Source organism: Pseudoponticoccus marisrubri, from assembly GCF_001482405.1.
Classification (GTDB): Bacteria; Pseudomonadota; Alphaproteobacteria; order Rhodobacterales; family Rhodobacteraceae; genus Pseudoponticoccus; species Pseudoponticoccus marisrubri.
The window spans coordinates 189,894-213,528 of record NZ_LPXO01000003.1; the positions used below are offsets into that span (position 1 = coordinate 189,894).

General features: G+C 68.1%; 22 protein-coding genes. 11 read left to right on the plus strand and 11 right to left on the minus strand.

Going from position 1 to position 23,635, the window contains the following annotated elements:
- Position 1 precedes the first annotated feature (1 nt).
- From AVJ23_RS06945 to AVJ23_RS06960, 4 genes are all read left to right on the plus strand, one after another.
- Complete coding sequence (locus AVJ23_RS06945) at positions 2–748, plus strand: heme ABC transporter permease (protein ID WP_058861440.1); 747 nt, start codon at positions 2–4, stop codon at positions 746–748.
- Entirely contained in the window at positions 745–900 is a 156-nt protein-coding gene (ccmD, locus tag AVJ23_RS06950) for a heme exporter protein CcmD (RefSeq protein ID WP_205626836.1), read from the plus strand. Before AVJ23_RS06945 ends, ccmD begins: the two co-directional genes overlap by 4 nt.
- Positions 893–1,450 (plus strand): DsbE family thiol:disulfide interchange protein, encoded by a 558-nt coding sequence (locus AVJ23_RS06955; RefSeq protein ID WP_084794348.1) that lies wholly within the window; start codon positions 893–895, stop codon positions 1,448–1,450. Before ccmD ends, AVJ23_RS06955 begins: the two co-directional genes overlap by 8 nt.
- Positions 1,451–1,553: 103 nt before the next feature.
- A complete protein-coding gene (locus AVJ23_RS06960) occupies positions 1,554–2,393 on the plus strand; it encodes a c-type cytochrome (protein WP_058861442.1) in 840 nt (279 codons plus the stop codon).
- 4 nt (positions 2,394–2,397) lie between these two features.
- Here the strand turns inward: AVJ23_RS06960 and AVJ23_RS23475 are convergent, their stop codons facing one another.
- Together AVJ23_RS23475 and acnA are read right to left on the minus strand one after the other, a co-directional pair.
- Complete coding sequence (locus AVJ23_RS23475) at positions 2,398–2,526, minus strand: hypothetical protein (protein ID WP_276203207.1); 129 nt, start codon at positions 2,524–2,526, stop codon at positions 2,398–2,400.
- A gap of 382 nt (positions 2,527–2,908) precedes the next feature.
- Positions 2,909–5,683, minus strand: a complete 2,775-nt coding sequence (acnA, locus tag AVJ23_RS06965; RefSeq protein WP_058861443.1) for an aconitate hydratase AcnA — start codon at positions 5,681–5,683, stop codon at positions 2,909–2,911.
- Positions 5,684–5,924: 241 nt separating this feature from the next.
- Here acnA and AVJ23_RS06970 point away from each other — a divergent pair, with 241 nt between their 5' ends.
- Positions 5,925–6,620 (plus strand): DUF1223 domain-containing protein, encoded by a 696-nt coding sequence (locus AVJ23_RS06970; protein WP_058861629.1) that lies wholly within the window; start codon positions 5,925–5,927, stop codon positions 6,618–6,620.
- On the opposite strand, the gene AVJ23_RS06975 is transcribed toward AVJ23_RS06970, so the two are convergent.
- From AVJ23_RS06975 to purB, 5 genes are all read right to left on the minus strand, one after another.
- Entirely contained in the window at positions 6,590–7,531 is a 942-nt protein-coding gene (locus AVJ23_RS06975; RefSeq protein WP_058861444.1) for a lysophospholipid acyltransferase family protein, read from the minus strand. The two genes, AVJ23_RS06970 and AVJ23_RS06975, sit on opposite strands and share 31 nt — an antisense overlap.
- A 176-nt stretch (positions 7,532–7,707) precedes the next feature.
- Positions 7,708–8,766: a flagellar motor switch protein FliG gene (locus AVJ23_RS06980; RefSeq protein WP_058861445.1), complete on the minus strand. Its 1,059-nt coding sequence runs from the start codon at positions 8,764–8,766 to the stop codon at positions 7,708–7,710.
- A 151-nt stretch (positions 8,767–8,917) separates the two neighbouring features.
- Positions 8,918–9,070, minus strand: coding sequence for an adenylosuccinate lyase (locus AVJ23_RS22595; RefSeq protein ID WP_099045479.1), 153 nt, complete (start codon positions 9,068–9,070; stop codon positions 8,918–8,920).
- 146 nt (positions 9,071–9,216) lie between these two features.
- A complete protein-coding gene (locus AVJ23_RS06985) occupies positions 9,217–9,735 on the minus strand; it encodes a tetratricopeptide repeat protein (RefSeq protein WP_058861446.1) in 519 nt (172 codons plus the stop codon).
- Between the two features lie 85 nt (positions 9,736–9,820).
- Complete coding sequence (gene purB, locus AVJ23_RS06990) at positions 9,821–11,128, minus strand: adenylosuccinate lyase (RefSeq protein ID WP_058861447.1); 1,308 nt, start codon at positions 11,126–11,128, stop codon at positions 9,821–9,823.
- 158 nt (positions 11,129–11,286) lie between these two features.
- Between purB and AVJ23_RS06995 the strand changes: the two genes are divergently transcribed.
- The 3 genes from AVJ23_RS06995 (at position 11,287) to AVJ23_RS07005 (ending at position 13,990) form a co-directional block, all read left to right on the plus strand.
- A complete protein-coding gene (locus tag AVJ23_RS06995; protein WP_058861448.1) occupies positions 11,287–12,135 on the plus strand; it encodes a VHL beta domain-containing protein in 849 nt (282 codons plus the stop codon).
- On the plus strand, positions 12,132–12,566 hold the full coding sequence (locus tag AVJ23_RS07000) for a DUF6314 family protein (RefSeq protein ID WP_058861449.1): 435 nt from the start codon (positions 12,132–12,134) through the stop codon (positions 12,564–12,566). Before AVJ23_RS06995 ends, AVJ23_RS07000 begins: the two co-directional genes overlap by 4 nt.
- A gap of 125 nt (positions 12,567–12,691) precedes the next feature.
- Positions 12,692–13,990 (plus strand): DUF3422 family protein, encoded by a 1,299-nt coding sequence (locus tag AVJ23_RS07005; protein ID WP_058861450.1) that lies wholly within the window; start codon positions 12,692–12,694, stop codon positions 13,988–13,990.
- A 128-nt stretch (positions 13,991–14,118) separates the two neighbouring features.
- Here AVJ23_RS07005 and AVJ23_RS07010 read toward each other — a convergent pair whose 3' ends face one another.
- The 4 genes from AVJ23_RS07010 to AVJ23_RS07025 form a co-directional block, all read right to left on the minus strand.
- Complete coding sequence (locus tag AVJ23_RS07010) at positions 14,119–15,168, minus strand: YeeE/YedE family protein (RefSeq protein ID WP_058861451.1); 1,050 nt, start codon at positions 15,166–15,168, stop codon at positions 14,119–14,121.
- A gap of 215 nt (positions 15,169–15,383) precedes the next feature.
- The gene (locus AVJ23_RS07015) at positions 15,384–16,388 is read right to left on the minus strand and encodes an ABC transporter permease (protein ID WP_058861452.1); all 1,005 of its coding nucleotides are present in this window, start codon (positions 16,386–16,388) and stop codon (positions 15,384–15,386) included.
- On the minus strand, positions 16,381–17,388 hold the full coding sequence (locus AVJ23_RS07020; protein ID WP_058861453.1) for an ABC transporter permease: 1,008 nt from the start codon (positions 17,386–17,388) through the stop codon (positions 16,381–16,383). The genes AVJ23_RS07015 and AVJ23_RS07020 overlap by 8 nt, the downstream gene beginning before the upstream one ends.
- Positions 17,389–17,516: 128 nt before the next feature.
- On the minus strand, positions 17,517–19,217 hold the full coding sequence (locus AVJ23_RS07025) for a peptide ABC transporter substrate-binding protein (protein WP_058861454.1): 1,701 nt from the start codon (positions 19,215–19,217) through the stop codon (positions 17,517–17,519).
- Positions 19,218–19,472: 255 nt separating this feature from the next.
- On the opposite strand from AVJ23_RS07025, the gene AVJ23_RS07030 reads away from it, so the two are divergent.
- From AVJ23_RS07030 to argE, 3 genes are read left to right on the plus strand one after another with little or no spacing between them, the layout of a single operon-like run.
- Positions 19,473–21,305 (plus strand): ABC transporter ATP-binding protein, encoded by a 1,833-nt coding sequence (locus AVJ23_RS07030; protein WP_058861455.1) that lies wholly within the window; start codon positions 19,473–19,475, stop codon positions 21,303–21,305.
- 8 nt (positions 21,306–21,313) lie between these two features.
- Positions 21,314–22,231: an endonuclease/exonuclease/phosphatase family protein gene (locus AVJ23_RS07035; RefSeq protein ID WP_058861456.1), complete on the plus strand. Its 918-nt coding sequence runs from the start codon at positions 21,314–21,316 to the stop codon at positions 22,229–22,231.
- Positions 22,232–22,269: 38 nt separating this feature from the next.
- Complete coding sequence (gene argE / locus AVJ23_RS07040) at positions 22,270–23,430, plus strand: acetylornithine deacetylase (RefSeq protein WP_058861457.1); 1,161 nt, start codon at positions 22,270–22,272, stop codon at positions 23,428–23,430.
- Positions 23,431–23,635 lie beyond the last annotated feature (205 nt).

Below are 23,635 nucleotides of genomic sequence, written 5' to 3' on the forward strand. Positions count from 1 at the left end.
CATGTCGATCTGGGAATACGCCAATCCGGTCAAGTTCATCCGCACCGCGGATCGCGTGCTGCCCTGGCTGTCCGGGGCCGCGGTGATCTGCCTTGTCACCGGGCTGATCTGGGGCTTCTTCTTCACGCCGGACGATTTCCGGCAGGGCTCCACCGTCAAGATCATCTACCTGCATGTGCCGGCCGCGCTGATGGCGATCAATGCCTGGCTGATGATGCTGGTCGCCTCGCTGATCTGGATCGTGCGGCGCCACCATGTCAGTGCGCTGGCCGCCCGGGCTGCGGCGCCCATCGGCGCCACGATGACCGTGATCGCGCTGGCCACCGGCGCCATCTGGGGCCAGCCCATGTGGGGCACCTGGTGGGCCTGGGATCCGCGGCTGACCTCCTTCCTGATCCTGTTTCTGTTCTACCTGGGCTACATGGCCCTGTGGGAGGCGATCGAGAATGACGACACCGCCGCCGACCTGACCGCGATCCTCTGCCTTGTCGGTTCGGTCTTCGCGATCCTGTCGCGCTACGCGGTGAATTTCTGGAACCAGGGGCTGCACCAGGGCGCCTCGGTCATGCGGGCCGGCGCGTTGGCCGGCGATACCGAGGAACGGGTGAGCAATGTCTTCGCCATCCCGTTGTTCGTGTCGATCGCGGGGTTCGTGCTGCTTTTCGTGGCGCTGGTCTTTTTGCGCACCCAGACCGAGATACGCGCCCGCCGGGCCCGGGCCCTGCTGGCACGGGAGCGGGTGGCATGATGCCGGATCTTGGGAAATACGCCTTTGCCGTGCTCAGCTCCTACGCGGTGTCGCTGGGGCTGATCCTAGCACTGGTGGGGCTGAGCATCCGTCGCGCGCGCAAGGTCCGCGCCGAGCTGCGCCAGATCGAGGAGCGTCAGACCCGTGGCTAGGATCTCTCCGCTGATGGTATTGCCGCCGCTCATCTTCGCGGCCTTCGGCGTCATGGCCTATATGGGGCTGGGCCGCGAGGGCGCGGACGAGCTGGAATCCAAGTTCGAGGGCAAGCCGGCCCCCGCCATGACCGAGACCGCGCTGCCCGGCTATGACCCGATCACCCGGGCCGAGCTGGCCGCGGGCGAGGTGACCATCGTCAATTTCTGGGCCAGCTGGTGCCCGCCCTGCCGGGCCGAGCATCCCCGCCTGCTGGAAATGCGCGACGAGGGGCTGCGCGTGCTGGGCGTGAACTTCAAGGACAAGGAGGGGCAGGCCCGCCGCTACCTGGCCGATGACGGCAACCCGTTCCTGGCCGTGGCCTTCGACCCGGCCGGGCGCACCGCCATCGACTGGGGCGTGACCGGTCCGCCCGAGACCTTTATCCTGGATGGTGACGGCACGGTGCTGTTCAAGTTCGTGGGCCCGCTGGTGGGCTCGGATTACGAGCAGCGCTTCGTGCCCCGGCTGGAGGCGGCGCTGGCCGCCGAGGCGGCCGACGGGGAGTGATTTCCTGCGCGCCACTGCGCCCCCCGATACGGGACTCACGTTTTCGTGTATACTGGCCCGATCCGCCCGCCGATTTCGCGGGGCACGGACCGGGAGAGATACCATGAAACCGATTATCAATGCCTGTCTTGGACTGGCGGCCTTGGCCGCCCCTGCGCTGGCCGAACCCAGCCTCGAGCGCGGCCGCTACCTTGTCGAAGGGCCGGCCGGTTGCGGCAATTGCCATACGCCGATGGGCCCGGAGGGGCCGGTCATGGCGCAGAACCTCGCCGGTCGGTTCGTCGAGGAAAATCCGGCCTTTCGGGCCATCGCGCCCAATATCACGCCAGCGGCGCGCGTGGCGGATTGGAGCGATGCCGAACTGGCCCGCGCGATCCGCGAGGGGCTGCGCCCCGACGGCTCGCTGATCGGCCCGCCCATGCCCTACGCGATGTATCGTGGCCTGTCCGATGATGACGTGATGAGCATGGTGATGTACCTGCGGAGTGTGCCCGCGGTCGAGAACGACCCTGGCACGAGCCAGTACAACATTTCACTGCCGCCCGCCTATGGCCCGCCGATCGAGCATGTCGTCCATCCCGAACCGGGCGTGACCGAGACCTACGGCGCCTATCTGGCCGGGCCGGTCGCGCATTGCATGGAATGCCACACGCCCATGGGCCCCAAGGGCCCGATGCTGGAGACGCAGCTGGGCGCCGGCGGCTTCGAATTTCACGGGCCGTGGGGCACGTCGACCGCGCCGAACCTGACCAGCCACGCGGACGGGCTGGCCGGCTATTCGGATGCCGAGCTGGCCGCGATGATCACGAAAGGGGTGCGGCCGGACGGATCACGCATGTTGCCGCCGATGCCCTATGGCTATCTCGCCCGGATGACCGAGGACGATCTGGCGGCGCTGATCCTGTACCTGCGCAGCCTGCCACCCCTGCCGGATCCGGGCTGAGGTTTCAGAGTTCGCAGATCTGCGCGTGGGGCGTGGTCCGGCAATCGGCCGCGGTCTCGCCATTGCTGGCATAGGCGCCGACGACGGCGAGCAGCAGCAGGATGCCGGCCTGGATCAGGGTCAAAGTCTTCATGGTCCGCCTCTGGTTTTCTTGTTGATTGATAGCTGTGCCTGTAGCCCGGATTTTTAAACCATGTTCATGGGAATTTCATTGTGCATTCCCGCAGGCTGCATCCCGCCTGCGCAGCTTTGCGCAACCTGCTCGGCAAATTGGCAAAATTCTGCCGCTGGCGCGGGGAATAACGCGGGAGGCGCATCACATCGCAGCGAGGGGGAGTGGCGCAGGGAAAGCATGGCGGGCCGGGCCTTGGTCACGGGGAAGATGATCCCCGTCTAGCCTGCCGCCCGCGCCCGCGCAGGTCCGGAATACCGGACATCGCATGGCATCGGCGCAAAGAAAAACCGCCGGGGGCAGGGCCCCCGGCGGTCGTGTCAGTCTGGCGCCTGAAGGTGGATCAGGCGGCTTGTGCGAGGTTGCGCAGCACGTAATGCAGCACGCCGCCATGCTCGATATATTCCACCTCGATGGCGGTATCGATCCGGCATTTCAGCGTGATCTCCTTGGTGCTGCCATCGGCATAGGTGATCGTGCAGGGCGTGTCCTGGCCCGGCTTGACGTCGTCCAGCCCGGCAATGTCCACGCTCTCCTCGCCGGTCAGGCCCAGCGACTTGCGGGTGTCGCCGCCGGTGAACTCGAACGGGATCACGCCCATGCCCACGAGGTTGGAGCGGTGGATCCGCTCGAAGCTCTCGGCGATGACCGCCTTGACGCCCAGCAGCGCCGTACCCTTGGCTGCCCAGTCACGGCTGGAGCCCGCGCCGTACTGCTCGCCGCCGAAGATCACCAGCGGGGTGCCCTGCTCCTGGTAGGCCATGGCCGCGTCGTAGATCGAGGTCTGCTCACCGTCCGGGCCCTTGGTATAGCCGCCCTCGACGCCGTCCAGCATCTCGTTCTTGATGCGGATATTGGCGAAGGTGCCACGCATCATGACCTCGTGGTTGCCCCGGCGCGACCCGTAGGAGTTGAACTCGCGCTGCGGCACCTGGCGCTCGATCAGGTACTGCCCCGCCGGCGTGGTGTCCTTGAAGGAGCCGGCCGGAGAGATGTGGTCGGTGGTGATCATGTCGCCCAGCAGGGCCAGCACGCGCGCACCGGTGATGTTGCTGATCGAGCCCTTCTCCTGGCCCATGCCCTGGAAATAGGGCGGGTTCTGGATGTAGGTCGAGGTCGCCGGCCAGTCATAGGTTTCCTGCTGGGGAACCTCGACGCCCTGCCACTTCTCGTCGCCCTTGAACACGTCGGCATACTTGGACTGGAACGCCTCGCGCGTGACGGTGCGCTCGACCAGCTCGGCCACTTCCTGCTGGGTCGGCCAGATATCCTTGAGATAAACGTCGTTGCCGTTCTTGTCCTGGCCCAGCGGGTCGCGGGTGATGTCGACATTCATGTCGCCCACCAGCGCATAGGCCACGACCAGCGGCGGGGAGGCAAGGTAGTTGGCGCGCACGTCGGGGCTGATCCGGCCCTCGAAGTTGCGGTTGCCCGACAGGACCGAGGTGCCGATCAGGTCGTTGTCATTGATGCATTTCGAGATTTCCGGCGCCAGAGGGCCGGAATTGCCGATGCAGGTGGTGCAGCCATAGCCCACGAGGTTGAAGCCCACCGCGTCCAGATCGTCCTGCAGCTCGGCCGCCTCGAGATAGGCGGAGACGACCTGGCTGCCCGGGGCGAGCGAGGTCTTGACCCAGGGCTTGCGCGTCAGGCCCAGCTCGCGCGCCTTGCGCGCCACGAGACCCGCGCCGATCATGACGTAGGGGTTCGAGGTGTTGGTGCAGGAGGTGATCGAGGCGATCACGATCGAGCCGTCATGCAGCTGGTAGCCATGCTCGTCGGTCTTGACGAAGCCGCGCTTGTGACGGCCCTCGTCGCCGGGGATGTCCACCGGCTCGGGCGCGCCGCCTTCACCTTCCCAGCGCACCTCGGCGGCCGGGGTCACGTCCTGGCCCTCGCGCACGCCCTTGACGTATTCGCCGAAGGCCGCGGCCGCCTTGTCCAGCGCGATGTAGTCCTGCGGACGCTTGGGGCCCGAGATGGCGGGCACGATGGTGCCCATGTCGAGCTCGAGCGTGTCGGTATAGACCGGATCGTAATCCGCCCCGCGCCACATGCCGTTTTCCTTGGCATAGGCCTCGACCAGCGCGATGCGGTCCTCGTCGCGGCCGGTGTTGCGCAGGTAGCGCAGCGTCTCGTCGTCGATCGGGAAGAAGCCGCAGGTGGCGCCGTATTCGGGGGCCATGTTGGCGATGGTCGCCCGGTCGGCCAGCGGCAGCGAGTCCAGCCCGTCGCCGTAGAATTCCACGAACTTACCGACCACGCCCTTGGCGCGCAGCATCTCGACGACCTTCAGCACGAGGTCGGTGCCGGTGGTGCCCTCGACCATGGCGCCGGTCAGCTTGAAGCCGATCACCTCGGGGATCAGCATCGAGATCGGCTGGCCCAGCATGGCGGCCTCGGCCTCGATGCCGCCGACACCCCAGCCCAGCACGGCCGCGCCGTTGACCATGGTGGTGTGGCTGTCGGTGCCGACCAGCGTGTCGGGGTAGGCCACGGTCTCGCCCGACTGGTCGGTATCGGTCCAGACGGTCTGGGACAGGTATTCCAGGTTCACCTGGTGGCAGATGCCGGTGCCCGGCGGCACCACGCGGAAGTTGTTGAACGCGGTCTGGCCCCATTTCAGGAACGTGTAGCGCTCCATGTTGCGCTCATACTCGCGGTCCACGTTCATCTGGAAGGCGCGCGGGTTGCCGAACTCGTCGATCATGACCGAGTGGTCGATGACCAGGTCGACCGGGTTCAGCGGGTTGATCTTCTGCGCGTCGCCGCCCAGGGCCTTGATGCCGTCGCGCATCGCGGCCAGGTCGACCACGGCCGGAACGCCGGTGAAGTCCTGCATCAGCACGCGGGCCGGGCGGTAGGCCAGCTCGCGGTTCGCCTTGCCGCCATTGGCGGCCCATTCGGCAAAGGCCTTGATGTCGTCGGTGGTGACGGTCTTGCCGTCCTCGAAGCGCAGCATGTTCTCGAGCACGACCTTCAGCGCGGCGGGCAGTTTCGAGAAATCGCCGAGCCCGGCCGCCTCGGCGGCGGGGATCGAGTAATAGGCGACACTCTGGCCGCCGGCCTCAAGCGTCTTGCGCGTCTTGGCGCTGTCATGGCCTACGGTAATGGGCATGGTTACCTCCGATGGGGTGACGACGTGAATTGGGAGCTTGGCCGTGTCATGCCCGATGCGCCGGATCCGATCAAGGGGGGTGCGGCGTTTTTGTATACCATTGCACACATTAATTTCGCCGCGCGGCCCCGGGACACGCCGCACGGGCCGTGAAGACGTGTCACATTGTCTCGCAAATCATTGATTGGCGTCCGCGCCGGTGCTTGGGTAGACCGGCACCACCTTGTCGGAGACCATCCCCATGCGCAGGCTCATTCTCTGGACCGCGGCCATCTGGACCACGCTGGGCAGCGCGCTTGCCGCGCAGGACAACCCGGTGGTGGTCGAGCTCTTCACCTCGCAGGGCTGTTCCAGCTGCCCGCCGGCCGATGCGTTGCTGGCCGATCTGGCCGAGCGCGAGGATGTCATCACGCTGGCGCTGCATGTCGACTACTGGGATTACATCGGCTGGAAGGACCCGTTCGCCCGGCCGGAATTCACCCGGCGCCAGCGCGGCTATGCGCGCTCGGGCGGGTGGCGGCGGATCTACACGCCGCAGATGGTGATCAATGGCAGCGACGACGTGGTCGGCTCTCGCCCGATGAAGGTGGCCAAGCTGATCCAGGACCATTCCGGGCGCCCCGCCGAGGTGCGGCTGGAGATCCTGCGCACGGGCGGCGCGCTCGAGGTGCGGGCCGAGGCGCTCTCGGCCCTGCGGCCCTGCGACATCCACATCGTGCGCTACGATCCCGCGCAGCAGACCCGGATCCGCAAGGGCGAGAATGCCGGCCGCACGCTGACCTATACCAGCATCGTCGAGGACTGGGCGCTGGTCGACCGCTGGGACGGCACCGGCACCTACGAAGGGCGCTTTCCGCTGGATGGCGACGCACCGGTCGTGGTGATCGTGCAGGAGCCGCGCTTCGGTCACATCGTGGCGGCGGCCCGCTTGCGCTGACGCTTTTTCTGGCGCTTGGGTTTCCAGCGCCGATGCGTCCACATCCATTGGCCGGGATCGGCCTCGATGCGCGCCTCGAGCCGCAGCGTCGCCTCGCGCATCATCTCGACCGGGTCGCCATGGGCGATCGGCTCTTCCAGCACCACGTCGAACCCGTAGCGGTCGGCGCGCCGGATCCCGAAATAGGGGATCAACAGCGCCCCCGTCTTCAGCGCGATATCGGCGGGAGAGGTCACGGTGGGCGCCGGTTGGCCGAGGAAGTCGATCGGCACGCCCGAACTGTCGAACACGTCGAAGAGCATGGCCAGCACGCCGCCACCGCGCACGTGACGCAGCAGTGCCTTCAGCCCGCCGGGCCCCTGCACGAAGACCGGCTCGCCCACGTCGCGGTAGTTCTGCACGTAGCGCGCGTTGGAATAGGGGTTGGACATGGCGCGCAGCAGCCCGCCCACCTCGTAGCCGCGCGCGACGAGCGCACATCGCGCACAGACCGGGCTGCCGTAATGGCCCGAGAGCAGCACGACCGGGCGCCCCTCGGCGCGCGCGGCTTCGAAAGCGGCCAGGCCGGGCCCGCCGACCGGGTAGGCGGCGCCGCGGGCCAGCATCTCCTGCGGGTCGTAGTTCTCGATCAGCGCGCGGGCGAGGTTGTCGATGGCGGCCTCGGCGATGCGGCGCTTCTCGTCATCCGGGGTGCCGGGCCAGACATGGTCCAGATTACCCGCGACCCGGGCGTGATATCCCAGCGCCGGGGCAAAGACCCGCCGGAAGAGCCAGCTGGTCAGCCGCAGCCGCGTGCGCACCGGCAGAAGGCGCATGGTGGCCACGAAACCGCGCAGGCCGAGATCGGCCAGCCAGTCGCGCCAGCCCCCATGCGGCCGGTCGGTATCCGACGATTTGCGGTCCGTGGACATCCCGGCCCCCTTGCTTGCACTCGCTTCGTTCTAGGCAGGCGGCCGGGGTGTCGCAAGGGCTGCGGGCCGGGGGCAAGGCCCTTCGAAGGGCCTTGGAAACGCGATTTGCAAATCGCGTGGAAAGCGGCTTGCAAGCCGCTTGGATCAAGCCGCTTCGAAGCGGCTTGCCCCCGCGCTCACTCCGCCTCGTCGGGAGAGACCAGCTCGATCTCGCCCATGGCCACCAGGTCGCGGATCGCGGCGACCACGGCGCCCATCGCCTTATCGCCCGGTTTCGTCTTGACGCTGCCCTTGCCCTCGGCCTCTTCACGGATGCTGTCGGCCATGCGCCGCGACATGTTGGACAGAAGGAACTGCGCGGCCTTCCGGTCTTCGTCGCTCTGCGCGGCGGCGACGGCGGTGGCCAGCGTGTCCACGGGCACGTCTCGGGTGATCTTGGGCACGTCGATCGCGTTCAGCCGTTCGGGGATATTGGCGAAGGTGAAGATCGCGCGCCGGACCGCCTCGGCGAAATCCGCATCCTCGGCCTCGAGATTCTGCAACAGCTCCTCGCGCACGGCGGTGTTGGAATAGTTGAGAATCGCGCCCAGCCGTTCATCGGGGCCCGCCTTGAAGGCCTTGGGCGGCTCGGCATCGATCTGCGCGGCCAGGCTCAGCCCGATCCGGTCCACCGCGTCGGGGGTCACGCCGGTGGTCATGGACACCGCGTAGGAGATCCGCCGCGCCTTGTCGCCGGGCAGCCGGGCGAGCACCTGCGCGGCCTTGGTCACGTCGATCTTGGACATCATCACCGCCGCCACCTCGATGCTTTCGGAGAGCACCAGCTCTTGCAGCCGCTCGGGGGGCTGGGCGTTGATGCGTGTCCAGGGATCGCCGGTCTGGCGCACCCCGGCCTCCTTGCGCAGCCTCAGGGCCGTGCGGGCCGAAATCCGCCCGTCCAGCGCCGAGAGCGCGCCGGCCATGTCGCCCGGAAAGGAGAGCCCGACCGAGTCGAGCTCGTCGGTGAATTCCTGCACCACGCGGTTCAGCGTCTCGCGATCGACATAGCGCATGTTGCCCAGAAGCAGCGTCAGCTCGGCCTGCTGTTCCTCGGGCAGGGCCGAGAGCGGCACATCCGAGCCCTCGTTCAGAAGGAATTGCACGATGATCGCCGCCTTCGCCTTGCGCGACAGGGGCGGTCTGGGGGTCTGGGCCGTGGTGCCGGAGGGGGCGGCGAGGGCGGGCAGCTCGGACATGGGGCAACGCTCCGATGGGGTCGAGGCCCAGCCCTAGCGCGTCGAGGTTTCCGGCCCGTTAAGCCTGATCGGGAAATCGGCCGGGCGTGTCCGGAAATGCAAACGGGCGGCCCCGAGGAGCCGCCCGCGCACCGTGCCGACCGAGGGAAGGTCAGCCGGTGACCACTATGCAGTCATTCTTGTCCGGATCGTATTGAGTGCCTTCGGCGCAGGTCATGACCTGCTGATGTCCCGAACACTGCGCAATGGCGAGAACCGGAGACACCGCCAGAGCGGTCGCCGCCAGAAGCAACTTGATCGTCATGTTGGTGTGCCCTCCGAGTTGAACACCTGACATACTAGCACGCGGGTGGCCGTCGTCCAAATATTTCGCGACATCGCCTGTCGTCATTCGACATGTTGCGCGGATACTGCGCCGGGCACGGCCGTCCGTGGCAAGCCCTGCAGGGATCAGTAGCTGTAGGTCGTGCCGGTGGTGATCGCCTCGACCAGCGCGATCTCGGCCCAGCTGCCCTTGCCGCCGCGGGCGACGATCTCGTCATATTGCCGCTTGGCGCCGACAAAGTCGCCCACGGTCACCAGGCCCTGGCCCATGTAGCTGCGCGCCAGCAGGTTGTCGGGATTGGCGGCCAGCGCGGTTTCGTACCAGCCCATCGCGGCCTGCATGTCGCCGGCCTTGCGGGCGAGGAAGCCGCGATAGGTCAGCACCGCATCGGCGGTCTGGTCGGCGAAGGAAGACAGTACGACCCGCGCCGCGGCCGCATCACCGGCATGGGCGTATTCGCGCAGCGCCTCGATGCGCTCGCCCTCGTCGATCAGCGAGCTGGAGCTCTGGACGCAGGAGTCGGTGCCGCTGTCATAGACGAAGCCGTCTTCGCATTTCGGGGTCGAGGGGGCGCTGGTGGTGTCGCTGCCCGCCGCGAAGGCCGCGCCGGGCAGGAGAAGGGTCAGAAACAGGAACTTGCGCATGGGACACTCCGTGGGTTTGCATCTGACCGGTGAGCTAACGTTGCGGCAGGCGCCCGCCCATCACGTGTGCGTGACACCGCCCCGTTCAGGCCTCGCCGAAGACCCGCGCAAAGATCGTGTCCACATGCTTGGTGTGATAGCCCAGATCGAATTTCTCCTCGATCTGCTCGGGCGTCAGCGCGGCGGTCACCTCCGCATCGGCCAGCAGTTCGGTCTTGAAATCCTTGCCCTCTTCCCAGACCTTCATCGCGTTGCGCTGCACGAGGCGATAGGCATCCTCGCGGCTGACCCCGGCCTGGGTCAGCGCCAGCAGCACGCGCTGCGACATGACCAGCCCGCGGAACTTGTGCATGTTGGCCAGCATGGTCTCGGGATAGACCACGAGCTTGTCCACCACGCCGGTCAGACGCGCCAGCGCGAAATCCAGCGTCACGGTGGCGTCGGGGCCGATATTGCGCTCGACCGAGCTGTGGCTGATGTCACGCTCATGCCAGAGCGCCACGTTCTCCAGCGCCGGGATCACCATGCCGCGCACCAGCCGCGCCAGCCCGGTCAGGTTCTCGGTCAGCACCGGGTTGCGCTTGTGCGGCATGGCCGAGCTGCCCTTCTGCCCCTTGGAGAAGAACTCCTCGGCCTCCAGCACCTCGGTGCGCTGCATGTGACGGATCTCGGTGGCGATGTTCTCGACCGACGAGGCGATCACCCCCAGCGTGGCGAAGAAGGCGGCGTGGCGGTCGCGCGGGATCACCTGCGTGCTGATCGGCTCGGGCACGAGGCCCAGCTTGTCGCAGACATGTTCCTCGACCGAGGGGTCGATATTGGCGAAGGTGCCCACCGCGCCCGAGATGGCGCCGGTGGCGATCTCGGCCCGGGCATCGCGCATGCGGCTGAGGTTGCGGTCCATCTCGGCGTAGAAACGCGCGAAGGTCAGGCCCATGGTCGTGGGCTCGGCATGGATGCCGTGGCTGCGCCCGATGCGGACCGTGTCCTTGTGCTCGTAGGCGCGGCGCTTGAGCGCGGCCAGCAGCCCCTCGAGATCGGCGATCAGGATGTCGGCGGCGCGCACCAGCTGGACGTTGAAGGTCGTGTCCAGCACGTCCGAGCTGGTCATGCCCTGGTGCACGAAGCGCGCCTCGTCATTGCCGATGATCTCGGCAAGATGCGTCAGGAAGGCGATCACGTCATGCTTGGTCACGGCCTCGATCTCGTCGATGCGGGCCACGTCGAACTCGACATCGCGGGCCGTCCAGACGGCCTCGGCGTTCTCTTTCGGGATCACCCCCAGCGCAGCCTGCGCGTCGCAGGCATGGGCCTCGATCTCGTACCAGATGCGGAACTTGGTCTCGGGCGACCAGATGGCGACCATGTCGGGGCGGGAATAACGCGGGATCATCTGAAGTCCTTCCTATGCAGCGGCGCCGGTCGCGCCCCTCATAGAAAGGCCGGGCGGCATGTACAATCCATGCCGGTGTCGCAGAGGAAAACCGTTGGCCCGGGGACGCGCGCCGCCTAGGGTGGGGGGCGTTGCCCGTCACCCGATCGGAGGCCCCCATGCACGCGCGTCTGTCCCTGCCTGTCCTGCTGGCCCTGGCCGGCGCGCTGCCCGCCGCGGCCCAGCCCGAACGGGAATGGTCCTATGACCGCCATCTGGCGCAGGATATCTTCGAGACTGAGCTGGTGCTGAGCTACGGCGTGCCCGAGACCGACGCGGTGCAGGCCCGCGCCACCTGTGCCATCGGCGCGCAGGCGCCCTATGTCGCGCTGCGGCTGGCGATCGCCCCGGGACCGCGGGCCGAGGGTGCGGGCGTGCAGGTCACCATCCGGAATGCGCGCGGTGACAGCTATCTCTACCAGGCCGGGATCACGGGCGTCGGGGCCGAGGTCGGAATCACCGGCGTGGACCTGCCGCTGGCCACCGATGACCCGATCCTGGCGGAATTCACCGAGGCCGGGCCGCTCAGCTATGCCATCCCGGGCGCGGCCCCGGTGACGCTGCCGCTGGCCGGCATCGGCGACAAGGCGGCGCGGCTGGTCGAGGACTGCCGCGACATTGCCACGCTGACCCCCGATCCCCCCGCGCTGGACCCCGCCACCGCCGCCAGTGCGGCACTCTGCGACGTGGTGCAGAGCCTGCGTTCGGGCACCGGGGGCGCGCCGCAGCCGGTTCGCTTCACCAATGTCAGCGACGGCTACCGCGTGCTGCTCTGGGTGGATTTCGAGGGCAATCTCACCGAGTATGCCGCGCTTCAGGCTGGCCTGAGTTATGACGTGAACAGCTTTGTCGATCATGTCTGGCAGGTCACTGACGGGCCGGGCAATTGCGTGCAGGTCGTCACCTTGCAGCCAGGTGACAGCGCCGTCTCGCTCTCGGCGCCGCAACGGGTCTTCGAGCCGGAATGAGCGGGGCACGCCTTGACCTTGCGCCGCGTGAGCTGGCCGATTTCCTCGGGCAGTGGGCGCTGTCGCGCGAGATCCGCCATGATGACGGCAGCGCGGCGCGGTTCGACGGCTTGGCCGAATGGCGGCCCGAGGGGGACGGGGCGCTCTATGTCGAGCAGGGCACGCTGGAGATGCCGGGGCAGGGGCGCTTTGCCGCCGAGCGGCGCTATCGCTGGGCTGCCGACCTCGCGGTGTTCTTCGAGGATGGCCGCTATTTCCACCAGGTGCCGGCGCGGGGCGGCACGGACACGCATTGGTGCGACCCCGACCGCTACGAGGTGTCCTATGATTTCGCGGACTGGCCGCGCTGGCAGGCGCGGTGGCGGGTGCGTGGCCCGCGCAAGGGCTATGTCATGGTCTCGTCCTACCGGCCGGCGGCGCTATCTGGATGACGGGTGCTTCCGTCGCGGAACGGTATACGGTGGTATTCTGCTAACGTGTTGAAAGTGCGACATCTTTCAGCTTTACACCGGGCCCGCCGCGGGGCAGGTATGACAGCGACCAAGGGGAGTGCCCGATGCCGCCGATCCAGGACCACCCGCTGCGCTTCAAGCTGGCCAACGAGCTGCATGCGCGCCCGTTCCCGTCGCTGACCACGCCCTGCCGGGCGGTGTACCTGGCGATCAAGCAGCCGCATGACGCAGCCTCGCGCGACCGGAGCAAGGACCTCGCGCATCTGATCGACCTGCTGGACCGGCACGGGGCGCAGCATCCGCGGCCCGGCGCCACGCATTACTCGGGCGAGATCGGCCAGCATGTTCTGAAATGGGAACAGCATACCGAGTTCGTCACCTACACGGTGTTCCTGGGCGGGCTGGGCGAGCGGCCCTTCGACCCGTCGGATTTCGACGTCTTTCCGGATGACTGGCTGGCCGAGGCGCCGGGCGTGCGGGTGACCTCGGCGATGATCCGCGTGGTGCCGCGCGGCGAGGACGCGGAGATCGAGAAGACGGTCGAGAAATGGCTGGTGCCCGAAAGCCTTGCGGTCAGTGAGGTGATAGATGGCGACGCGGTGGTGGCGGGCGATTTTCGCATCGACCCGGCCGGGCACCAGCGCTTCTGCGTCTTTGCCCGCGACGGGGTGGGCGAGCGGCGCGTCGGCCGCATCGTGCAGCGGCTCTGCGAGATCGAGACCTACAAGGCCATGTCCATGCTGGGCTTTACCCGCGTGCGCGAGATCGGCCCGCGCATGGGCGAGATCGACACCGAGCTGACCGGGCTGATGCAGGCCATGACCGAGCTGGGCGGACGCGAGGAGGACACGCTGACCGCGCTGCTGGCGGTCTCGGCCGAGCTGGAGAGCCTGTCGGCGCGCACCGCCTTCCGCCTCGGCGCCACGGGCGCCTACGAGGCGATCGTCAGCCAGCGTATCTCGGTCCTGCGCGAGGAGCGGTTCCTCGGCCGGCAGACCTTCAGCGAGTTCATGATGCGGCGCTACGATCCGGCCATGCGCACGGTCAAGAGCGCCGAGGCGCGGCTGGAGAGCATGACCCGCCGCGCCACGCGCGCCGCCGACCTGCTGCGCACCCGGGTCGAGGTGGGGCGTTCGGCGCAGAACCAGCAATTGCTGGAAAGCATGAACCAGCGCGCCGAGTTGCAGCTGCGCCTGCAGAAGACGGTCGAGGGGCTGTCGGTGGTGGCGATCAGCTATTACGCGGTGTCGCTGGCGGGCTACCTGCTCTACCCGCTGGGCCAGGCGGTGGGGCTGTCCAAGGAGATGCTGACCGCGCTTGTCACCGTGCCGGTGGTCTTCGCGGTCTGGAAGATCGTCCGCCGGATCCGCGAGGAGATGGACAAGAGCGGCCCGGAGCTCTGAGCCCCGGCGGGCTGTCCCTGTCGGCGCAGGGCTGCGCCTGCGCAGGTCGGTTCGCGTTCAGGCCACGCAGGCCGTCAGGGGGCAGGCCCCCCGACACCCCCCGCGCGTGGTGCGCGATGCGCGCGAGATCACTCGGCGGGCTGAAGGGCCGCGGTGGTGCGGCGGCCCAGCACGGCCTGCAGCGCCAGCGCCCCGGCGGCCATGGCGATCAGCGCCAGCAGGGCAGCCAGCGACAGGCTGGCCACGCCGGACAGGCCCGCGCCCACCGTGCAGCCGCCGGCCAGCACCCCGCCCGTGCCCATCAGCACCGCACCCGCCATGTAGCGGCCGGTCTCGCGCGGCGCGGTGAAGCTCTGCCAGGCCAGGCGCCCTCCGGCCGCCGCCGACAGGAAGCTGCCGGCCAGCACACCGCCGATCAGCCCCACGCCGAACCCGGCGGGGATCGCGCTGGAGGCGAGGGTCCAGAAGAGCGTGTCGCTCCACGGCAGGGTGAAGGACAGGCTTTGCAGGGCGATGGGGTCGAAATCGTCGTAGAGGATCCAGCCCGTGCCGACCCAGCCCAAGGGCACCAGCGCGCCCAGCAGGGCCGCGCCCAGCAGCGTGATCGGGCGGGCGCCCGAGCGCGCGGCCACGGCCAGCGCGGCGATGGCAAGGAGCGCGGTCCAGGCCGCGGCGCCGCCGGGCAGGGCGGCGAGGCTGCTCATCTCGCCCAGCGGCAGCGTGGGGCCGGACAGGACGCTGCGCAGCGGCACCAGCACGCCCTTCATCGTGGCATGGGCGGTCACCGCGAAGACCAGCAGCACCATGAGGGCCCGCAGGTTGCCGGTGGCCGAGAGCACCGTCAGGCGCGAGACACAGCCCCGCGTCAGCACCATGCCCGCGCCGAAGAGCAGCCCGCCGATCACGATCGCCAGCACCGGCAGGTCGGGCGCATGCAGGCGATGGGTGTCGAACGCGATCCAGCCCGCGGCGATGGCGGACTGCGTGCCCAGCAGCGCCACGGCCAGCGCGGTCAGCCAGACACCGCCGGCGGCGCGCCGGTCCGCCCCGACCAGCGCGCGACGCAGGCAGAAGCCGGTCCGTTCGGCCAGCGCGCCGAAGAGCAGGCCGAGCAGCAGGGCGAAAAAGACCGCCGCCTGCGGGGCGGTGAGGGAGTCGAAGCCGAGGGAAGCGTACATGGCAATCTCCGCGCGCGTGGGATCCCGGGGATCTGGCGCAGGATCCCGGTGCTGGCAAGGGGTCGCTGGCGACCGGGGCGCCAGGCCGGGGGAACGCTGTTCTGCCGCAACCCGGCGGGACGAAACGCGGGTTCCCTTTGGCCGCGGTCAGGGCAAACGCAAGCGGGGGGCGCCGCAGCGCCCCCCGCAGGGTCGTCCCTTTCTGGTGCGCGGGCTCAGCGGCCGCGGATCCGCGGATCCAGCGCGTCGCGCAGCCCGTCGCCCAGGTAGTTGACCGACAGCACGGTGAGCGAGATCGCGATCCCGGGCAGCATGACGCGTTCGGGGAAGCGCTCCATCCGCTGCACCGCGTCGGCCAGCATCTTGCCCCAGGTCGGGAAATCCGACGGGAAGCCCACGCCGAGGAAGCTCAGCGCCGACTCGGTGATGATCGCGGTGGCCAGCCCCAGCGCGGCCGAGACCATGATGGGCGAGAGCACGTTGGGCAGCAGGTGGCGGCGGATGATCTTGCCGTCCTGCGTCCCGATCGAGCGCGCGGCGAGCACGAATTCCCGCTCCTTGATGGCCAGCACGTCGCCGCGCACGATGCGCGCCGTGGGCATCCACGAGGTGATGGCGATCACCGTCACGATCAGGATGAACATGCCGCCCTCGGGCCCGAAATTGGCGCGCAACGGTTGTCGGAACAGCGTCACCGCGACCAACAGCAAGGGCAGGATGGGCAGCGACAGGAACAGGTCGGTCATCCGCATCAGCGGGCCGTCCAGCCGCTTGAAATAACCGGCCGCCACGCCGATCGCCGTGCCGATCACGAGGCTGAGCACCATGGCCGCCCAGCCCACCGCCATCGAGGCGCGCCCGCCGGCCAACATCTGGGCGAGGTTGTCGCGGCCCAGCTGGTCCGAGCCCAGAGGCTTGGCCCAGCTGACCTTGGCATCGCCGTCCCAGAGCGCGGTGTAGATGGGGCGCATGTCCTTGTTGCGGATGTCGAGCTTCTGCGGGTCGACCGTCCAGATATAGGGGCCGATCAGCACCGCCAGCGTGATGAAGGCCAGGAAGCCCAGCCCGAACATCGCGCCCTTGTGCTTGGTGAACTGGTCCCAGACGTCGCGCCCGCGCGAGCGCGGCGGCTTGGACGGCTCGGTGTCCTGAAGCGCCTCGATGGCGGCGGGACCGGCCGTGCCGGCGACGATGGCATCGTCCTGCGGGCTGTCAGTCATAGCGGATCCTGGGGTCGAGAACGCCGTAGAGGATGTCGGCGATCAGGTTGAAGAGCACGATGAGCACCGCGAAGATGAAGGTCAGCGTCATCACCATGGGCAGGTCGTTGGCAAAGAGCGCGGTCAGCAGCAGCTGGCCGATCCCGTTCACCTTGAACACGTTCTCGGTGATGATGGCGCCGCCGAAGATGGCCGGCACCCCCAGCGCGATCACGGTGACCACCGGGATCATCGAGTTGCGCAGCACGTGGATGTTGACCACCACGGCCTCGGACAGGCCCTTGGCGCGGGCGGTGCGGACATAGTCCTGGCCCAGGTTGTCGAGCATCGAGGCGCGCATGTAGCGGCTCAGCTGGGCGGTGATCTGCAGCGCCAGCACCATGACCGGCATGATCATCTGCTGCAGCTGGATCTTGAAGCTGGCCCAGTCGTTCACGACATGGGTCGTGTCGTAGATCGAGGGGAACCAGCCCAGCTGGACCGAGAAGATCACGATCAGCAAAGGCCCGGTGAAGAAGGGCGGGATCGAAAAGCCGATCATCGTCACGAAGGTGCCGGCCTGGTCGAAGACCGAGTACTGGCGATAGGCGGAATAGATGCCGATGGGCAGGGCGATCAGGATGGCGACCACATAGGCCACGCCGACGACCCAGAGGGTCTGCGGAATGCGCTGGACGACGATGTCCATGACCGGCGAGCGGGTCTGCCACGAGATGACGCGCAGCTTGCCCTCTGAGAAGGAGGTGCCGAAGAGGTGGTCGAACAGCACCTGCGGTTCGATCCAGAAGACCTGGACCAGCCATTTCCAGTACTGGACGAGGGGCGGCTGACCGAGGCCGAGCGCCTCGCGCATCTTCTGCTTGACCTCGGCCGGAACCGTCAGCGGCACCTGCGCCATCGGGTCGCCGGGCGCCAGTTGCAGCAGCATGAAGACCACGAAGCTGATGAACAGAAGGGTCGGGATCGACAGGATGAGCCGTCGCGTGGCGTAGGTGAGCATCGAGGGTCCCGGGATCTGGGGTGGTATGGGGCAGGGCGGGTGAGGGCACCCACCCTGCGCATGGGTGTCGCGGGGCCGGTGTAACGGGGCGCTGGCGCCCCGTTACGTCCTCCGCGCGCTGGCGTGGATCACTCCTCGATCCGGTACCAGTCGGCCACGTTCCACAGCTCGCTGTCCCAGACGTTCAGGTCGACGCCGCCCAGCGTGTTGGAATGCGCCGAGAGACGGCCGCGATGCACCAGCGGGATCATCATGCCGCGCTCGAAGGCCATGCGCGACAGTTCCTTGCCGATGCGCGAGCGCTCTTCCATGTCGGCCGTGGCCGACAGTTCACGGTGCAGCGCGTCGTATTCCTCGTCGCAGAAGCGCGAGATGTTCTCGCCCTGCCACTGCGTCTCGGGGCGCGGGTTCTTGTCGCACAGCCCGTTGCCCAGGTAGGCCTGCGGGTCGGTGCCGTTGAAGGTGTTGGCGTACATCTCGACATCGGCATAGAACTTCTGGAACGTGTCCGGGCTGCCCGGGTCGCCACCGAAGAAGACCGAGGAGTCGACATTGCGCAGCTCGACCTCGAAGCCGATCGATTCCCACCATTCCTTGATCAGCGCCTGGAAGTCCTGGCGCACGGCGTTGGTCGAGGTCTGGTAGACGATCGACAGCGGCACGCCGTCCTTCTCGCGGATTCCGTCGCCATCGGTGTCGACGATGCCCGCATCGTCCAGCATCTGCGCGGCGCCTTCGAGATCCTGCACGTCACAGCCCTCGACCTCGATGGCGAAGGCGGCAGGCGCCGGCACCCAGGAGCAGGACACGCGACCGGCCTGGCCATAGCCGATCTCGACCAGAAGCGGCCGGTCGATCGCCATCGACATGGCCTTGTAGACCGCCGGATCGCCGAGGAACGGGTGCGGGCGCACGACCGACCGCTCGTCCGGGCCGAGTTCGGGGCTGGGATTGGTGTTGTTGAGCATGATGCGCTCGAGCAGCGGACCGAAGCCGGCCACCGGCACGCCCATGCCGCCCTCTTCCATCTCGGCGATGACGTCGGGGGCCAGCTGCAGGTTCCAGGCATAGTCGAACTCGCCCGTCTCCATCACCGCGCGGCCCGCGGCCGCCGCGTCACCGCCGCCCTTGAAGGTCACGGTGGCAAAGGCCGGCTTGTCGGGATGGCGGAAATTCTCGTTCGCGGCCATGGTGATCACGTCGTTCGGCTTGAACTCGGTGACGGTGAACGGGCCGGTGCCGATCGGGTTGAAGTTCTCCTCGGTGCAGGTCGAGGCATTGGCGCCGAGGCAGTTCTCGAACTGCGCCTTCTGCAGGATCGGGCTCTCGCCGCCCACGAAGGGACCGTAAGGGTTGGGCGTGGGGCCGTCGAAGGTGACGACGATGGTGCGCTCGTCAGGCGTCTCGACCGAGGTCACGCCCTCGAACTTGGTCACCTGCGCGCAGCCGCCCTCGGGATGGGTGCAGTATTCATAGGTGAACTTGACGTCCTCGGAGGTCAGCGGCGTGCCGTCGGACCACAGGATGCCCTCGGACAGGGTCCAGGTGATCTGGGTCAGCTCCTCGTTGACGCCGCCATTGTTGACGGTGGGCACCTCGTCCACCAGCCAGGGCACCAGCTCGCCCGAGGAATTGTAGCGCGCCAGCGGCTCGATGATCATCGAGGCGGATTCGACGTCCTTGGTGCCGCCGGACAGGAAGGGGTTCAGGATCGAGGGCGCCTGCCAGTAGATGATCTTGACGTCGCCATCCGAGCCGCGCTCGGCAAAGGCGGCGGGCGCCAGGGCGACGGATGCGGCGGCCCCCAGCAGCAGGGTCTTGAGTTTCATGTCATACTCCATGTTGGGCGGGCGGGCTTCGGCGGCCCGCGCCTTCGTGGTTGTGGTGGGAAGAGTCATGCACTGCCCGTACCACCATGCAACCGCTGGACCGGACAACCGTCAAAAAACACCTCCGCACGGCTCCATCGAAACGAGTTGCTGCGCAAAATGCAAGCATTGCCTAAAGGAAGGGCCCGGCGAGGCTTTACACCGCGCATCCTGCCGCCCTAGCCTTGCAGCCCAGACCGCAGGGGAGACCACAGCATGCTCGACGCCACCGATCCCGCACCCGTCGCCCGGATCGACCAGCTCAGGGTCGAGTTCCAGACCAAGGACGGCACCGTCGTGGGCGTCGAGGACGTGTCCTTCCAGATCGGCGCGGGCGAGACCGTCTGCGTGGTGGGCGAATCGGGATCGGGCAAATCGGTCTCGTCGCTGTCGCTGATGCGGCTGGTCGAGTTCGGCGGCGGCGAGATTGCCGGCGGCCGGCTGATCTTCGAGCGCAAGGAAGGCGACCAGGTCGACCTCGCGCAGACCGACCAGAACCTGATGCGCACCATCCGCGGCAACGAGATCGGCATGATCTTCCAGGAGCCGATGACCGCGCTCAACCCGGTCTTCACCGTGGGCCGGCAGCTGACCGAGGGGCTGCGCGTGCATCGCGGCATGTCGAAATCCGAGGCCGAGGCGCGGGCGCTGGAGCTGCTCAAGGAGGTGCGCATCCCCGAGCCGGAGCGGCGTCTGAAACAGTACCCGCACGAGCTGTCGGGCGGCATGCGCCAGCGCGTCGTGATCGCCATGGCGCTGGCCTGCAAGCCGCGCATGCTGATCGCGGACGAGCCGACCACAGCGCTGGACGTGACCATCCAGGCCGAGATCCTGGCCCTGATCGACCGTCTCAAGCGCGAGACCGGCACCGCGGTGATGTTCATCACCCATGACATGGCCGTGGTGGCGCAGATGGCCGACCGGGTCGTGGTCATGTTCCGCGGCAACAAGGTCGAGGAGGGCACGGTCGAGGAGATCTTCGAGAACCCGCAGCACCCCTATACCCAGGCGCTCTTGGCCGCGGTGCCCAAGCTGGGCGAGATGACCGGCAAGGACCTGCCCGAGCCGATGCGGCTGGTCGGCCGGCCCGACCAGAAGGTCGAGCCGATCCCCGGCACCAACGAGACGCTGCTGACGGTCGAGAACCTGACCACGCGATTCGAGGTCAAGGGCGGCTTCTTCCGCCGCACCGTCGCCAATGTGCACGCGGTCGAGGACGTCTCCTTCACCCTCAACAAGAGCCAGACGCTGAGCCTCGTGGGGGAATCGGGCTGCGGCAAGTCCACCGCGGGCCGCTCGATCCTGCGCCTGGTCGAGCCACTTTCCGGCCGGATCGAGCTGGACGGCGTCGACGTGATGAAGCTCACCCCCGCGCAGCTGCGCGACGAGCGGCGCGAGATGCAGATGATCTTCCAGGATCCCTTCGCCTCGCTCAACCCGCAATTGCAGCTGGCCGACCAGGTGGCCGAGCCGATCCACAACTACAAGGTCGAGACCGGCAGCGCCGTGATGGACCGGGTCGCCAATCTCTTCGACCGGGTGGAGCTGCCGCGCAGTTTCATGCGCCGCTACCCGCACGAGCTCTCGGGCGGTCAACGCCAGCGCATCGCCATCGCCCGCGCGCTCGCGCTCAACCCCAAGTTGATCGTGGCGGACGAGGCGGTCAGCGCGCTCGATGTCAGCGTGCAGGCGCAGGTGCTCAACCTGATGATGGAGCTGCAGGCCGAGCTGGGGCTGGGCTACCTCTTCATCAGCCATGACATGGCCGTGGTCGAACGGGTCAGCCACCGGGTCGGCGTGATGTATCTGGGGCGCATCGTCGAGATCGGCCCGCGCCGCTCGGTCTTCGAGGATCCACGCCACCCCTACACGCGCGCCCTCATGAAGGCGGTGCCGATCGCCGATCCGCATCGCCGCAAGACCGAGAAGGATCTCAACTTCAAGCCGATCCCCTCGCCGATCCACCCGATCGACTACACGGCCGAGCCCTCGCGCTACGAGGAGGTCGCGCCCGAGCATTTCGTGCTCACCACCGATAGCGGGTACTGAGGCGGGCCGTGGGGCAGGGCGCGCAGGCGGCACATCGCCCTGCGCCGCCGCGCGCCCTCTGCCTTGTCCTTCTGCTGGTCGCGACCCTGGCGGCCTGCGCCCGGCCGGTGCCGCTGCCGCCGCGCGCGCCCGACACGCTGCGCGTGGCCAGCCACAACGTGCATTTCATCCGCGCCACACGGGCCGAGGGGCCGTGGTCGCGCGCCGACTGGGAGGCACGCAAGCACGCGCTCGACGCCGTCTTCAAGGAGGCCGATGCCGATCTCGTCGCCTTCCAGGAGATGGTCAGCATCGGCCCGGACGAGAATCGCGACCTGAACCTCGCGCGCGACTGGCTCATGGCGCGCAATCCGGGCTACGGGCTGGCCGCGACCGGCGACTGGCGCCGCTTCCCGACGCGCCAGCCGATCTTCTACCGCACCGACCGGCTGGCGCTGCGCGACCAGGGCTGGTTCTTCTTCGACCCGCCCGAGATCGTCGACCGGGACAAGGCCCGCCCGGGATTCTGGATCTACTACGCCGCCTGGGCCGATTTCGCCGATCGCGACGGGACGGTCTTCCGGGTCTACAACGTGCATTTCCATTTCCGCGACGCCGCCAAGCGCCGGGCCGCCGCGCGCCGCCTGGCCGCGCATCTGGCCCCCGTGCTGCAGGCGGGGCGGCCCGTGCTGGTGCTGGGCGACATGAACGCGGCCGCGGCCTGGCGCACGGTGGCGCTGCTGCGCGCGGCGGGGCTGACCCTGTCCGAGCCCCGGGGCGCCACCTTCCACTTCAATCGCGGCCTCGACATCCTGCCCGCGATCGACCGCATGGGCCGGGCGGGCGGCATCGTGCTATCGGGCGGCCCCTGGACGCTGCGCGGCCGGCGCGCGGGGGACTGGCCCTCGGACCATTACCCGGTGGTTGCGGATATCGCCCTGCCATGAGACCCATGCCCATCCGCAATGGAATGAACAGGTGACCGATGGCCGAGCTGCTCTCTCCCCGTGCCCTGCTGGACCGGCTGGTCGGCTTTCCCACCGTCAGCCGCGACAGCAACTTGCCGCTGATCGATTGGGTGCAGGATTATCTCGACGGGCACGGCGTCGAGGTGCACCGCCATGTCAAGCCGGACGAGCCCGGCAAGGCCGCGCTCTTCGCCCATGCCGGGCCGCGCGCGCCCGGCGGCGTGGTGCTCTCCGGCCATAGCGACGTCGTGCCGGTGGACGGGCAGGACTGGTCCACCGACCCGTTCACCGTGACCGAGCGCGACGGCCGCCTCTACGGGCGCGGCACCACCGACATGAAAGGGTTCGACGCGCTGGCCATCTGGGCGCTGGTCGAGGCGCAGCGCCGTGGGGTGTCGCGCCCGCTGCAACTGGCGCTCTCCTATGACGAGGAGATCGGCTGCGCCGGCGCGCCGCCCCTGATCGAGGCCATGGCGGGCCTGCCCCGGGCCAGCGACGTGATCGTGGGCGAGCCCACGATGATGCGCGCGGTCTCCGGCCACAAGGGCGGGGTGAACTGGTGGGTGCATGTGCATGGCTACGAGGTGCATTCCTCGCTGCTCCATACCGGGGTCAGCGCCATCATGTGGGCGGCCAAGCTGGTCGACTGGGCCAATGCCCTCAATGACGAGCTGCAGGCTGCCCCGCCGCGCGGCATGGCCGGGCAGTTCGACCCGCCTTACACAAATGCGCATGTGGGCATGATCCGCGGCGGCACCGCGCATAACATCGCGGCCAGGGATTGCGAGCTGGGCTTCGGCTTCCGCGTGGTCCCGGGCGAGACGCTGGACCAGTGGCGCACGCTCTTCCGCCAGAAGACCGAGGAGTTGACCCGCCAGATGCAGAAGATCCGCCCAGAGGCCTGGATCGAGGTGACCGAGAAATTCGCCCTGCCGCCCTTCGCCCCCGAAGAGGAGAACAGCGCCGAGGCGCTGGTCCGCCGGCTGACCGGCGACAACAGCGACAATTTCGTCAGCTACGGCACCGAGGCCAGCCATTTCCAGGCCGCCGGCTACAAGACCGTGGTCTGCGGCCCGGGATCGATCGAGGTGGCCCACCAGCCCGATGAATACATCACCTGCGCGCAATTCGCCGAGGGCGAGGCCTTCATGCGCCGCCTGCTCGACGATCTCGCCTGAGCTTGCCGCAGACCGCCCGCCATCCCCAAGCCCACCACATCCCCGGATCAGATGTCCGGGGACCCGAAGGATCCCTCGAAACCAACACCCCACCACAACCGCCACACGCACCACATCCGGCGTAAGGCGCCACGTCCTCTTTCATCTTTCCAGAAATACTCGAAAATCCGACGCCTCCCACGCACCCGCCGCCGGGCCGCACCAC

What these genes read in the sequence shown, in the direction of transcription:
- AVJ23_RS07005 (WP_058861450.1), top strand. Translation starts at nt 12,692, where the DNA reads ATGCCGCCGATCCAGGACCACCCGCTGCGCTTCAAGCTGGCCAACGAG.
- AVJ23_RS07000 (WP_058861449.1), top strand. Translation starts at nt 12,132, where the DNA reads ATGAGCGGGGCACGCCTTGACCTTGCGCCGCGTGAGCTGGCCGATTTC.
- AVJ23_RS06985 (WP_058861446.1), bottom strand. Translation starts at nt 9,735, where the DNA reads ATGCGCAAGTTCCTGTTTCTGACCCTTCTCCTGCCCGGCGCGGCCTTC.
- AVJ23_RS22595 (WP_099045479.1), bottom strand. Translation starts at nt 9,070, where the DNA reads ATGACGATCAAGTTGCTTCTGGCGGCGACCGCTCTGGCGGTGTCTCCG.
- acnA (WP_058861443.1), bottom strand. Translation starts at nt 5,683, where the DNA reads ATGCCCATTACCGTAGGCCATGACAGCGCCAAGACGCGCAAGACGCTT.
- AVJ23_RS06945 (WP_058861440.1), top strand. Translation starts at nt 2, where the DNA reads ATGTCGATCTGGGAATACGCCAATCCGGTCAAGTTCATCCGCACCGCG.
- AVJ23_RS07015 (WP_058861452.1), bottom strand. Translation starts at nt 16,388, where the DNA reads ATGACTGACAGCCCGCAGGACGATGCCATCGTCGCCGGCACGGCCGGT.
- AVJ23_RS06995 (WP_058861448.1), top strand. Translation starts at nt 11,287, where the DNA reads ATGCACGCGCGTCTGTCCCTGCCTGTCCTGCTGGCCCTGGCCGGCGCG.
- argE (WP_058861457.1), top strand. Translation starts at nt 22,270, where the DNA reads ATGGCCGAGCTGCTCTCTCCCCGTGCCCTGCTGGACCGGCTGGTCGGC.
- AVJ23_RS06970 (WP_058861629.1), top strand. Translation starts at nt 5,925, where the DNA reads ATGCGCAGGCTCATTCTCTGGACCGCGGCCATCTGGACCACGCTGGGC.
- AVJ23_RS06975 (WP_058861444.1), bottom strand. Translation starts at nt 7,531, where the DNA reads ATGTCCACGGACCGCAAATCGTCGGATACCGACCGGCCGCATGGGGGC.
- AVJ23_RS07010 (WP_058861451.1), bottom strand. Translation starts at nt 15,168, where the DNA reads ATGTACGCTTCCCTCGGCTTCGACTCCCTCACCGCCCCGCAGGCGGCG.
- ccmD (WP_205626836.1), top strand. Translation starts at nt 745, where the DNA reads ATGATGCCGGATCTTGGGAAATACGCCTTTGCCGTGCTCAGCTCCTAC.
- AVJ23_RS07020 (WP_058861453.1), bottom strand. Translation starts at nt 17,388, where the DNA reads ATGCTCACCTACGCCACGCGACGGCTCATCCTGTCGATCCCGACCCTT.
- AVJ23_RS07030 (WP_058861455.1), top strand. Translation starts at nt 19,473, where the DNA reads ATGCTCGACGCCACCGATCCCGCACCCGTCGCCCGGATCGACCAGCTC.
- AVJ23_RS06980 (WP_058861445.1), bottom strand. Translation starts at nt 8,766, where the DNA reads ATGTCCGAGCTGCCCGCCCTCGCCGCCCCCTCCGGCACCACGGCCCAG.
- AVJ23_RS23475 (WP_276203207.1), bottom strand. Translation starts at nt 2,526, where the DNA reads ATGAAGACTTTGACCCTGATCCAGGCCGGCATCCTGCTGCTGCTCGCC.
- AVJ23_RS06960 (WP_058861442.1), top strand. Translation starts at nt 1,554, where the DNA reads ATGAAACCGATTATCAATGCCTGTCTTGGACTGGCGGCCTTGGCCGCC.
- AVJ23_RS07025 (WP_058861454.1), bottom strand. Translation starts at nt 19,217, where the DNA reads ATGAAACTCAAGACCCTGCTGCTGGGGGCCGCCGCATCCGTCGCCCTG.
- purB (WP_058861447.1), bottom strand. Translation starts at nt 11,128, where the DNA reads ATGATCCCGCGTTATTCCCGCCCCGACATGGTCGCCATCTGGTCGCCC.